At 44.8% G+C, this 11,844-nt stretch carries 9 protein-coding genes; 2 read left to right on the top strand and 7 right to left on the bottom strand.

Features of this window, described 5'->3' with window-relative positions; all coding sequences use genetic code 11:
• Positions 1–163: 163 nt before the first annotated feature.
• The 5 genes from QUB51_RS19695 to QUB51_RS19675 all read right to left on the bottom strand — a co-directional run bounded on the left by QUB51_RS19695 (position 164) and on the right by QUB51_RS19675 (position 4,959).
• Positions 164–745: a Uma2 family endonuclease gene (locus QUB51_RS19695; RefSeq protein ID WP_333208654.1), complete on the bottom strand. Its 582-nt coding sequence runs from the start codon at positions 743–745 to the stop codon at positions 164–166.
• A 186-nt stretch (positions 746–931) separates the two neighbouring features.
• A complete protein-coding gene (locus QUB51_RS19690) occupies positions 932–2,548 on the bottom strand; it encodes a family 10 glycosylhydrolase (protein WP_333298301.1) in 1,617 nt (538 codons plus the stop codon).
• Positions 2,549–2,580: 32 nt separating this feature from the next.
• Entirely contained in the window at positions 2,581–2,781 is a 201-nt protein-coding gene (locus tag QUB51_RS30450; RefSeq protein WP_445243116.1) for an alpha-E domain-containing protein, read from the bottom strand.
• Between the two features lie 4 nt (positions 2,782–2,785).
• Positions 2,786–3,583, bottom strand: a complete 798-nt coding sequence (locus tag QUB51_RS19680) for a hypothetical protein (protein WP_333262860.1) — start codon at positions 3,581–3,583, stop codon at positions 2,786–2,788.
• On the bottom strand, positions 3,580–4,959 hold the full coding sequence (locus QUB51_RS19675) for an AAA family ATPase (protein ID WP_333208651.1): 1,380 nt from the start codon (positions 4,957–4,959) through the stop codon (positions 3,580–3,582). The genes QUB51_RS19680 and QUB51_RS19675 overlap by 4 nt, the downstream gene beginning before the upstream one ends.
• A 219-nt stretch (positions 4,960–5,178) precedes the next feature.
• Here QUB51_RS19675 and QUB51_RS19670 point away from each other — a divergent pair, with 219 nt between their 5' ends.
• Positions 5,179–7,242 (top strand): Eco57I restriction-modification methylase domain-containing protein, encoded by a 2,064-nt coding sequence (locus tag QUB51_RS19670; RefSeq protein ID WP_333262857.1) that lies wholly within the window; start codon positions 5,179–5,181, stop codon positions 7,240–7,242.
• Between the two features lie 134 nt (positions 7,243–7,376).
• Positions 7,377–8,741 carry an MFS transporter gene (locus QUB51_RS19665; protein ID WP_333208647.1) on the top strand — a complete coding sequence of 455 codons (1,365 nt, stop codon included), beginning with the start codon at positions 7,377–7,379 and terminating at the stop codon, positions 8,739–8,741.
• A gap of 107 nt (positions 8,742–8,848) precedes the next feature.
• On the opposite strand, the gene QUB51_RS19660 is transcribed toward QUB51_RS19665, so the two are convergent.
• Together QUB51_RS19660 and QUB51_RS19655 are read right to left on the bottom strand one after the other, a co-directional pair.
• Positions 8,849–10,207: a calcium-binding protein gene (locus tag QUB51_RS19660; protein WP_333052914.1), complete on the bottom strand. Its 1,359-nt coding sequence runs from the start codon at positions 10,205–10,207 to the stop codon at positions 8,849–8,851.
• Between the two features lie 213 nt (positions 10,208–10,420).
• Positions 10,421–11,782, bottom strand: a complete 1,362-nt coding sequence (locus QUB51_RS19655; RefSeq protein ID WP_333052913.1) for a calcium-binding protein — start codon at positions 11,780–11,782, stop codon at positions 10,421–10,423.
• Between the last annotated feature and the right edge of the window lie 62 nt (positions 11,783–11,844).

Below are 11,844 nucleotides of genomic sequence, written 5' to 3'. Positions count from 1 at the left end.
CTCTTGACAGGATGCTCTTTTATATCTTGCCCTTTTTGTCAAGTACAATTTATACCAAATTAGATGAGCTTACCCTGATTAAATACTTGCCTCTCTCTCTTCTCTCTCTGCGCCCTCTGCGCCCTCTGCGGTTAATAAAAATTATTAAGTTCGCAGCGCGCACCTATGGCATAATTGGTGGCAACATTGCCTGAATTGCGATATTAAAAGTAGGAAATTCCAGCGGTGAAACGATCGCGCTTTCTCCCAGAATTAATTCGCTTTGATACCCATTTTCTGTAGGTTCTCGAAAAACGTGCAGTTGTCGATCGCCCACATTTAATACCCAATAATCGGCAATTCCCGATCGCGCGTAAGCTTTGGCTTTAATTTCGCGATCGAAAGTTAAGCTGCTGTCTGCCACTTCGATAATTAGATATACCTCTGAGGGCGTCGGATGGTGAGTCGCATAGTCAAAAGGATCGATTCTGACTACGGCAATATCTGGTTCGGGTTCAGAATTGTCATCAAGGGCGATCGGATCTTGCATACGTACCCAGGCAAGATTTCTAAAAAGGTATTGCAGCAAGCTATCTGTACGCCCTAAAGCGGAGGTGTGAGCAGTTCCTTTTGCACTCATTTTGATGATATTTCCTGAAAGTAGTTCGACTCGTTCCTCTGGGTGAAAAAATCCCATCTCTCCCAGCTTGTGATACTCTTTAACTGTCCATTTACGGAGCGTGAAAGCAGCTTCTGTTGTTAGCATATCTCGATTGATAAATTTATAATTTGATGTGGAATGATTTTATTTTAGCTTATGCTATTAACTGGTTCCCAGGCTCTGCCTGGAAACCGATATAAGCGAGGCTCTGCCTCGCAAGCTTTTATGGGAATTGGAGGCACAGCCTCCGGATCTGCGTTACCAGGCTCTGCCTGGTAACGAGTAAAGCAGTTAAGATGCTCCGAGATTGATTTTTGTTACGTCGCCCGCGACAACATTAACTGTTTGTTGAATTTGACTACCGTCAACTTTCAACTGATAAGTTCCCGGAGAAAGCTCGATCGCCCCAAACCATCCTTTACCATCGGCGCGCAGTTGACGCACCGCGCCAATATCATCGATCGACTGCAATGTCAAGCTCGCACCGTCGCAAGTTTGAGCGCAGCGCTGCAAATTTCCGGCGATCGCACCTGTAGTCGGCCGCGACTTCCAAGGCATATCGGGAATCCCCACCGCAGTCGTCCACACCGGCTGAGTTTCAACAGTTTTACCCGTCGCGCCGTCAACGTATTGACTCGGCTGCGAGAGCGCGGTATAAAACCAATCATTGCTTTGAAGAACGTATTTCCAAGGCTGGCGGGGCAAATCACCGCTACCGCCCGATCGCAGTTCCACATTCGTGTAGACGTTGCTGCTAGCGTAGGAATACAGCACCGTACCCGCTAGGTTATTCCCTTTCGCAGAAGGCCCTTCGGCGCGGCGTACCTGCGCTAGAGTGTCTTCGATGTAGTTGAGGTAATTGCCGGGGCCGATCGCAATTTGGCGATTGTACTGGTGGTCTTTGGCGTACTCGATCCAGTTGTCATAAGCGAGTTTTTGCGATCGTTTGTACTCGCGCTGGTAAGTCATCGGCATCGCCATGTCTACAATCCCTTCTTCCAGCCAAGCGCGCCAATCTTGCAATACTTCTTTGTAAGGCTGCGTTTGATACCACCCTGCATCGTTTTGCGGGCCGTCTCCCCAGGCGATCGTGGCGGCGGTAATTTTAACGCGCGGTTTAATCGCAAGGCTTTCTACATAAAGCTTCCGCACTAAATTTGTCACCTGATCGCGCCGCCACTGCATCCAGGCGGGATCGGTGGGTGCGGGTTTGCCCGATCGACCTGTTTGCTGATTGAAACGGGCGATCGCAGTCGGATTGTAGCCCCAAGTCGGCCCGCCGTAGCGCACATAATCCAACTGTACGCCGTCCACATCGTAGCGCTTCAGCAAGTCCAAATATACGGAAACGGTATAATCTACGGCGTCTGGATGGCCGGGATCGAGATAGCCTTGGGCTTCCCCACCGTAAGTCAGCATTGCCCAATTCTCGCTGCCGGGGGCCGAAGGCCCGTGTTGTTGCCAAACGTGACCGGCGGGAAGTTTGGTGCCCGAAACCACCGGCAGCGTCACCATCCAAGCGTGTACTTCAATGCCTGCGGCGTGGGCTTTGTCAATCAAATCTTGCAGGGGATCGAAACCGGGGGGAACGTTGGGATCGAGGGTGCGGGGTTCGATCGCACTCGTGTAAAAAGCATCGCCGCGGCGGCGGACTTGGGCGACGATCGCGTTGGCATTTGCCCGCTGCGCGTCTGCGATCAATTTTGTGACTTCTTGAGGGGTTTTGAAGCCGGGGTTGAAGGCGTCCACCCAGAAGGCGCGAAATTCGGCGGTTTGGGTTTGTGGGGGCATAGTTGCGATCGCGCGGTTTGGGAACCAGTTTGATAACCAACCAGGAGTCAGCAGAAAACTAATTGTTAAGCCAATCAGGAACAAGCTTGACAAAAAGAATGTTTTGGTATTTCGCATCAGAAATGTGTGAGAGAGCGTTTAACAGTCCTTTACGGACTTTTGGTTTGAGCGTCCGCTTGACATTTTCGCACAAGGGTACATTCATTGGGTCGATCAGTAAATAGTTGAGTAATACCGCTGGGAGAGTCGAGAATGAGATTAAAATTGACCTTGGCAAAATGCGCGATATTTTCCGATCTTTCAATATAGCGGTTGAGCCCGTAAATTGAATCCGCTACACCACTTAACATAGTTTTACAGGCTAAATAGGGTTTTAATGATTTTCATTTTGGCTGTATCAAGGCCGGGTTCAAGTTTGGCAATTGGAGTTAGGCTTTTCCACTTGCCTTTATTTGCGTTGAAAATAGCATCTGCTGTTTTTTCGGCATCAATATTTTCAAAGCCGCCTATTTTATTAGTGGATAAGTAATTGAGGCGATCGAAAATTTCATCTCTAGATGCACGTTTCACGCTAACTGCTTCAGGCGGTGGCGGCGGTGGCGCCACTGGAGCAGGCGATAGAAAGCAGACTTTGGCAAGTGCATCCAACTTTTTACCCTTAGTAATGCCACATTTTAAGCTGATAACAGGGTTAAAGTTTGACCACGTTTCCCGATTGGCTGCTGAAATGCGATTAGCTGCTACAATAACATCCAATCCCTTCAATGCACTTCCTGGTTCTGCAACCAAATATCTAAGTGCAGCGAGAATAGTATCTCTTGATGCTGTGCTAAGGTTAACTTTTGGTATGACTTCCCTTGCTAAAATTTTAGCTTGCTCAATGTTTTTAGATTCTGGCTCAATGATTATGCACCAGACTCGCTCTAGTTCAGCTTGTTGAGCGACTGCATAAATAAACGAATTGCTGACTACTTGATATTGATAATCACCTGTTTCTTTAACAATCACAGGAATCCAATTGCGTCCGCCAGCGTTCAAAATAGCCTCGGCTGCGGCGGTGATAATAAACTCAGATTCAGAGCAGGGTTCCCCTGGTTCAATATCAGCTAATGGCAGGTGCATCAGCTTACCGATGTCATCATATTTACTCATTGTAAGAAATACTCCTTAATTAGACCAAAATAGTGTTCAGCAGCGGTCTTGTTAAGAAAGACAGCGGGAATATGAGAGAAAGCAGCATTGGCAACAGTTGCATAGCTGGGAATGCTGAAGATAGTTTTGTCAGCCTTCCCGCTTGTAGATTTAGGCCAATAATATGGTAGCAGATCAAAGCTGCCTTTTTTAGCTTGATTAATTATTTTTTCAATTTCCAGATTCGCTGTCTGAAGCCCAGGATCTGTGATCTTCTCTCCATTGAAAAAGATGGGTAAGGCAATTGGCCCACCATCTCCTCTTTCTTGTTTAATTTCGGGAATAAAATTTGTAATTACCCTCGCGGCATTGTGTAGTGAGGCTAATCCATTATGCTTGGTAGGGATGAGAACAACGTCAGAGGCATAAAGACTGCTCTGACTGAAAAATAACCATTGGGTAGGGCAATCAATCAATATGTAATCATATTGATAAACAAAAGTTTTAAGGATATCTCGCAATCTTTTTGGCCCCCTTGGAACTGTCATACTCTTTGTTGTATGGTTTACACTCTGCTCTGTAAATTCTTCCATTCTTTCATCTGATGGAATCACCTCAAAAAGATGTAATTGTTGTCCCTGTTTGTTGGTGTGAATAAAAGGAACAACTGTTTTGATAACATCTGCTTTGGGATTAATTAGACAGTCAGATAAAGTAATAGAGCCTACGCCTAATCCAAGAGTTTGCGTTAAATCTCTTTGTGAATCAAAATCAACTACTAGAACTTTCTTGTTTTGTTTTCGCAAAATTGCTGCTAAATTGAGCGTTGTTGTCGTTTTGCCTACACCTCCTTTATTGTTATAGATACAAACCGTCAATGCCTTGGGCGGGTTGTCAATCAAAGATTTGATATGTTGGACAATGGCACTAATATTACTTTTGTTAATCAGAGTGCAAGCAGTTGCTGGAATTACAACTTTCCCATGCCTCTGAAATAACTGGATATGAATGCCATTGGTAATAATGCCCCATTGAGCGGTTTGACATTTAGGAGATAGCAGATATCTTTTAATCTGTTCCCTAGTAGCGTTATATTTGGGAGTACCTTCCGCCAAGTTAATTTTAGCTCCTGTCGCTATTGCCCGTCCCTTGCCTTCAACAAGTAAGTAGGGATCAACACCCGAAAACAAAAACTTATTAGTCCCAATATTTTTACGAGCGGCGAAATCTACTGTATCAGCACCTCGACCTGTTGGAAATTGCGGAAACAGCATTTCATTTTTAGTGAATCCAAGTGCTTCTATCAGAACCGACGTAAATTGAGAGTTGACGATCGCTTCACTGGCATTCTCTGGAATGCTATCTAAAACTTGACTCCAGTTGATAGTTGTCATCATTTATAGCTAGATACTTAAGTAAAATCATAACGCTTGGTTTGAGTTTGTGTCATCGTTAGCTACCTCCCGCTCTAGCTATATGAACAGTCAACATACTTTGGGATAAGTTATATATTTTCTAGGGCGCTTGACATTTTTGCACATCCGTGGCATTTTGGGCGAAAATAAACTGAACTGGCGATCCTCTTCGAGGGCTTCGCTAACGCACTTTTTGAACAAATGATAGTACCGCACTTTCAAACCCTAGCCCTTCCGGGTAACAGCTACTCAACTGCAAGCAATTTACTCGATCGAGTAGATGGCTGGCGCCAAGAAGCAACTCGGAAGTTGCAGCAAAGCCAGAGAGGAGAAAAAGGACAATTTTTAACACCTTCCTCCGTCGCAAGTTTGATGGCGGGAATGTTTGAATTTAACTGTCCCGATATATCGCTTTTAGATGCCGGTGCAGGAATTGGTTCGCTGTTAGCAGCAGTTGTTTGCGAACTTTGTCAGCGCCCAAACAAACCTCGCAGCCTGCACGTTACAGCTTATGAAATTGACCTTATTTTGATTGAATACCTCAAGCAAACTTTAGAATTATGCAGTATTGAATGTCAGCGTTTTGGGATATCTTTTACCTGTGAGGTTCGCGAAATAGATTTTATTCAAGACAGCGCCGATATGTTGCAGCCCAATCTATTTACACAACCAGTCAAACGGGAATTTACCCATGCAATTATCAATCCTCCCTATGCCAAAATAGACGCTAAATCCCAAGCCCGAACCTTGCTGCGTTCTATAGGACTAGAAACCAGCAATCTCTACGCTGGCTTCACAGTTGCTGCTGCTCACCTGCTCAAACCAAACGGTGAATTAGTATCGATTACTCCCCGCAGCTTTTGCAACGGTTTATACTTTCGAGACTTCCGCAAAGTATTCCTTCAAATGATGGCTTTACGCCAAGTACACATCTTTGAATCCCGACAGTTGCCATTTCGCGATGATGCGGTGCTGCAAGAAACTATTATTGTGCGCGCCACCAAACAAATAGAACAGCCAGATACTGTACTAATTACCTCAAGCAGCAGCGTGGGCGACGACCTAATTTTGTCTCACCAACTGCCCTATACCGCCCTAATTAATCCCAATGATTCCGAGCAATTTATTCGGATTTTACCGGATTCTGTCAGCCAGCAAGTAGTCGAGCAAATGGCTCAATTTACTTGCACCCTAGAGGAATTAGGCTTAACAGTTTCTACGGGAAAAGTTGTAGATTTTCGTGTTCGCTCTGACTTGCGCCTAAAACCTGAGAACGGTACAGTTCCGCTGATTTATCCCGCACACTTCTCGGCTGGCGGTGTTGAATATCCCACAGCCACGAGAAAGCATCAAGCTTTAGCTGTCACGGAAAAAACTGCTGCACTCCTCGTACCTAACGAACATTATGTTTTGAGCAAGCGCTTCTCGTCAAAGGAAGAGAAAAAGCGAATTGTTGCAGTTGTCTGGGATGCCACCAAAATTAATAGTTCTAGCGTTGGTTTTGAGAACCATTTGAATTACTTTCACCAACAGGGACGCGGATTAGACCTCACCCTGGCGCGGGGATTAGCCGTTTATCTAAATTCGAGTTTGGTAGATGCGTTTTTCCGACTGTTCAACGGACACACTCAAGTTAATGCTACGGATTTACGCAATTTGAAGTATCCTAATCTAGAGCAATTACTTTTACTTGGCGCTCAAATAGGAGAAATATTTCCTACACAGCGGGAGATTGATCAACTTGTCGAGAGACAACTGCTGAAGGCGACCAATCCGTTAGAAAATAGCCCAATGACAATCAAGAACCGTATTGATGAATCTCTAGAAATACTTGCAGCGCTGGGTTTTCCAAAAGGTCAGGTTAACGAACGTTCCGCCTTAACCCTTCTGGCTTTGCTTGACCTCAAGCCAAAGGATGCTTGGGAATTGGCAAAATCTCCACTTCGGGGAATCACACCAATTATGGAATTTATGGCTCAGCAATACGGTAAAAAGTATGCGCCAAATACGCGGGAAACTGTGCGCCGCCAGACTGTGCATCAGTTTCTAGATGCAGGTTTAATTGTTGTTAATCCTGACAGTCCCGAACGTCCGGTGAATAGTTCAAAAACTGCATATCAGATAGAAGAAAGTGCTTTGGAACTGCTGCGAACTTATGACACTTCTGACTGGGACAAGAATCTTCGCGCTTACCTCGTTCATTTTAACGAAGAAAAATTTTTGCAGGCTTATTCACAAAACAAAAATAGTTTTGAGTCTGAATGATGCTAAAATGCACTATTTATATGGCAGCCGCTGGCATCGGAATGGCATATACTGTGATGCAAGCGGTTTAATTGACCGGAATTGTCGATCGCACTCAGTAAATCAAATAAGTAACTAGGTAAAATATCTCTGCAATGGAAAAAAAGCATAACGCTGGATTGTGGGTATCAGTATTATACTTCGCTCAAGGTCTCCCTTACACCGTCGTTAATTTAATGTCGGTGATTTTTTTGAAAGGTATGGGAACCAGCAACGAACTCATCGGCTTGACAAGTCTTTTGTCTTTTCCTTGGGTATTAAAAGGTTTGTGGGGGCCAGTTGTTGATTTGTATTCCACCAAACGCAAATGGATTTTAACAACCGAAATCATTTGTGCTTTTCTGTTTGCTTTCCTAGCTTTTGGCGTATTAACGCCGGCACCGATTATTATATCGCTTGTTATCTTTACCGCGATCGCATTTGTATCCGCTACTCACGACATCGCCATTGACGGATTTTATTTAAACACTCTAAATAAAGACCAGCAAGCCTTGTTTGTCGGGGTTCGCAACACGGCTTATAGAGGTGCTGTCATTGCCGGTAGCGGTTTATTGGTGTTCTTAGCGGGGAAACTGGCCGAACAGCATTTAGTCACTGGAAATACAGGCGACACAAAAACATATCAAAACATTCCACTGTCACTTTTCGGTTCGGATTTTAGCGTGTCGGCGCTTAACTACGGATGGGCGACAGCCTTTGGTATTTGTGCGATTATGTTTGTGCTGATATATCTTTTTCAGCGGTGGTATCTTCCCTATCCTAGAAATTACGATCTAGAATCCGGTGCACCCCAACAAACAACCAGCTTTGTCGAAGCATTCAAAACCTATTTTCAGCAAGATAAAATAGGTTGGATTGTGGCTTACGTCTTAATTTTTAGGTTAGGCGATGCCTTGACGTTTAAAATGGCTCCTCCCTTTTTAATGGATAAAGTTGAGAAAGGAGGATTAGCAGTTTCTACGTCGGATATGGGCTTATTATCCGGTACTTTAGGGGTAATGTTTCTGTTAATAGGAGGGTTGCTGGGCGGCTATTTGATTGCTAAACAAGGATTGAAAAAATGGATGTGGCCGACGGCTATTCTGCAAAATTCGACTAACGTGCTGTATTGGCTGTTGGCAATCAATCAACCGGGGATTGAATGGGCTTATGCTGTAAATTCGATCGAGCAATTTACTTACGGACTTGGCGTAGCTGCCTATACAGTGTTCTTGATGCGGACTGTCCGCCCTGAATACGAAGCATCTCATTATGCAATTACAACGGCTTTTATGGCCGCAGGAGTGCTGATTCCGGGCGTTTTTAGCGGCTACTTGCAGGCGAGTCTCGGCTATCAAAATTATTTTTTGATGAGCGCGCTGGCTGTGATTCCCGGTATGCTGACGATTTTCTTTCTGCCCCTAGACGATGAGAAAAAATTGGCATCCATGCCGAGACCTGGGCTTGACGATTTCGATTAATCATCGAACGAGTATAAATTGTGTGCGCTTGCGTTCATAAGATAAAATAAGGACACAACATTGTTGTGTCCCTACCGCTACCGAATATCTGTATTGTCAGCCGCCAACTAAATCGCAATAAAATCGCTAGCTGTTAGCGGACTACTTGGAATGCCAGGAATACTGGCAAGAACTTCGCCGTTACTGGCAATTTCGATCGTCGTTATAAAATCGCCTGGAGTAACTCTCAATTGGTTGAAGGTCAAACCTCCGCTCAAACCGATTAAATCTTCACCTTTTTGAAAGTCTAAAAATGTATCTGTACCGGCACCTGCTCCTAACACCAATACGTCGCGTCCAGTGCCACCAATTAAGAGATCCGCACCCATTGCGCCAATGAGTGTATCGTCTCCTTCTCCACCGCTCAAATTGTCATCCCCTTTACCACCTAATAGTAGGTCGTTGCCGCTGCCACCGCTGATAATATCGTTGCCTTTGTTGCCGCTGAGAGTGTCGTTTCCCCCATTGCCAGTGATAATATCGTCCGCTGCAAAACCTGATGCTGTATTGTTGGCATCGTCGCCTACTAAATTGTTAATTTTGGAGACATCGAGAGCAGTTTGCATTGCCACAACGTTTGTTAAAAACGAGCTTCCCGGAGTGGTTCTTAATTGTTCTAAACTGCTGCGCGATTCCAGCGATGTTGCTAAGGTTGGCAGTGCAAAGTCTAAGCTAGCTAACAGTTCTAAATAATCTGAATCTGTGAAAGTGAAATCAGGGCGGTTCAACTGGTCTACAGAGATTTCTGTCTGAGTCAAGCCGGGAGGAGGAGAAGTTAACAAACCGTTTTGGGTGTGCTTTTCCAAGACAAGTAGCGGGTTGATAATCGGGTTAGTAAATGTTTGAAGAACTACTTTTCCCGGTAGGAAAGCTTCTCCTCCCAAACTCACAAAATCGCCGCTAACTATGTAGTGAGTTACATTTTTTCCTGGGCCGACTTTCTGCTTGAATGTATTGACTGTACTCTGAGCAACTCCGGGAGAATTGAAGGTGACAACATCTCCGATAGTAGATGTAAATTCGGTGGCGGCTAGTTGCGTTATGGCGCCGCCTAAGCTGTGTCCGAGAACATCTGGTGGCAAGCGGCTGGGGTTTTTGGCTGTATCTTGACTGATTTGTGTCAGCCAATTTCCTAATGCTTGTTTGTTGGCTTCAAATTGGTTGAAACCTGCGCCCCGCGGGTCTGCGTTGGCAATATCGTCTACGGGCGAGTCAGTGCCGCGAACTACCAAAACAGGCGGTTTGTCTGGGGTGGTGGAAATTAAGCCGATCGCGTGAAATCCAGTTCCGGGATCGTCAAAGGTGCGATCGATTTGGTAGCCAGCAGCACTCAAACCTGTTTGAACTAAAGTTTGAAACTGGGGCTGGTCATCTATGTAAACAAGTTGCTTGGCTATAGTTTCGTAAGCGGCGGGGGAGGAGGGCATATTTTTTTATTTCCTGTCGTTTGATGGGGAATTAGTTTTTAAGCTACTTAACTCAGTTTACTATAAACTTCGTTTATTAACCATATTAATGGGTCATTTTTAGTGGCTTTTTAGGGGCAAATTAATTGAGATTTTTTAACAAAAAAAACCTCTCGATACAAAACCCATGCGGGTTTCTCGCCACCACAAATACAAATTTTGCTCGCCCTAAAACTATACAAAATCTACCCGACTAATATCGCTGGCAACTACGCCTCTGAGAGTAGCAAGAATTTCCCCAGTAATCGGGATACTAATTAAAGCTCCGTCAACACCTTGGGTTACTGTAACTTGAGGAAAAGTTAGACCCCGCGACAGGGTAATTAAATCTTCACTATCTTGAAAATCTACAATCACATCTGCTCCGCCACCGGGTTCCAATACAAAGCGATCGCGCCCCGCACCACCAATTAAAAAATCGTTGCCCAACTCGCCGGAAACCAAATCATTTCCGTCGCCCCCCTCCAAATAATCGTTATCTCTGCCGCCGTACAAGAAATCGTCGCCATCACCACCGATGATGCTGTCATTACCTCGATTGCCTCTGAGAGTATCGTTACCGCCGTTGCCGGTAACTGTATCCTCTCCAGGGCCCCCCGTAGCAGTATTGTTGCGAGCGTCGCCTGATAAATAATTCGGTTGTAAGGGAGCTAAACCGTATTGCATTTGTCTGATCAACTGCACAAAAGAAAATTCTGGTGCGGTTCTCACACTCTCTGCACCGCCTCTGCTTCTGATGGCGACTGACACATTGGGCAAGGCCAAATTCATGGCAGCGATAAACTCGTTAAAATCTGAATCGTTGTTATAAGTAAATTCAGGACTGTTTAATTGTTCTACGGAAATTTGCCTCTGCAAAAAACCCACGGGCGGATTAGTTAACAAATTTTCAGTTCGATGTTTTGCCAAAACAGTTAAGGGATTAATACTCGGATCGGTAAAACTTTGGATAAATACTTTACCCGGAATAAATGCTTCACCAAACAAGCTGACGAAATCTCCGCTGACAATGTAGTGAGTGACATTTTTGTTGCCGACTCTGCCGAGATTTCTCCGAAAACTGGTGAATGTACTCGCTGATACTCCTGGAGAGTTGAAAGTAAAGATATCGCCGGTCAGAGTTGTGTATTCTGTTGCTACAATTTGAGCGACTGCTCCGCCCCAACTGTGTCCGATGACATCGGGCAATAATTTGTTGGGGTTTTTACCAGTATTTTGACCGATTTCTGTGAGCCAATTTTGGATATTATCTTTGTTTTTTTCAAATTCAGGTAAACCAATGTCCCGCGAGTCGGAAAAGATAGCGTCGCCGTCGATGAAGTCTGTACCTTTAAATACGAGGGCGGGCGGGTTTTCGGGATTGGATGAACCGAACCCGATCGCATAAAAGTTGGTTTCGGGGTCGTCAAATATGCGATCGATATAGTAGCCATTAGTATCTAGGAAAGTCGAAACTTCATTTTGCGCGCTCGGCTTTTGATTCAAAAAAACAATTGATTTAGCTAGAGCTTCATAAACAGCAGGCGAGGCACTCATAATATTAGATTTTCTGTTTGTTGGTATTTGCGATCGCTCTCTTCTTGAGCTAATTGTCCAAT

Origin of the sequence: Microcoleus sp. AT8-A3, assembly GCF_036705675.1 — a bacterium.
Taxonomy (GTDB): Bacteria; Cyanobacteriota; Cyanobacteriia; order Cyanobacteriales; family Microcoleaceae; genus Microcoleus.
The sequence above is the reverse complement of the archived record's forward strand: the minus strand, read 5'-3'. Positions and strand labels throughout refer to the sequence as shown.

Bases quoted from the DNA above. Each gene is read 5' to 3' on its own strand.
- QUB51_RS19695 (WP_333208654.1), bottom strand. From the start codon at position 745: ATGCTAACAACAGAAGCTGCTTTCACGCTCCGTAAATGGACAGTTAAA.
- QUB51_RS19690 (WP_333298301.1), bottom strand. From the start codon at position 2,548: ATGCGAAATACCAAAACATTCTTTTTGTCAAGCTTGTTCCTGATTGGC.
- QUB51_RS30450 (WP_445243116.1), bottom strand. From the start codon at position 2,781: ATGTTAAGTGGTGTAGCGGATTCAATTTACGGGCTCAACCGCTATATT.
- QUB51_RS19680 (WP_333262860.1), bottom strand. From the start codon at position 3,583: ATGAGTAAATATGATGACATCGGTAAGCTGATGCACCTGCCATTAGCT.
- QUB51_RS19675 (WP_333208651.1), bottom strand. From the start codon at position 4,959: ATGATGACAACTATCAACTGGAGTCAAGTTTTAGATAGCATTCCAGAG.
- QUB51_RS19670 (WP_333262857.1), top strand. From the start codon at position 5,179: ATGATAGTACCGCACTTTCAAACCCTAGCCCTTCCGGGTAACAGCTAC.
- QUB51_RS19665 (WP_333208647.1), top strand. From the start codon at position 7,377: ATGGAAAAAAAGCATAACGCTGGATTGTGGGTATCAGTATTATACTTC.
- QUB51_RS19660 (WP_333052914.1), bottom strand. From the start codon at position 10,207: ATGCCCTCCTCCCCCGCCGCTTACGAAACTATAGCCAAGCAACTTGTT.
- QUB51_RS19655 (WP_333052913.1), bottom strand. From the start codon at position 11,782: ATGAGTGCCTCGCCTGCTGTTTATGAAGCTCTAGCTAAATCAATTGTT.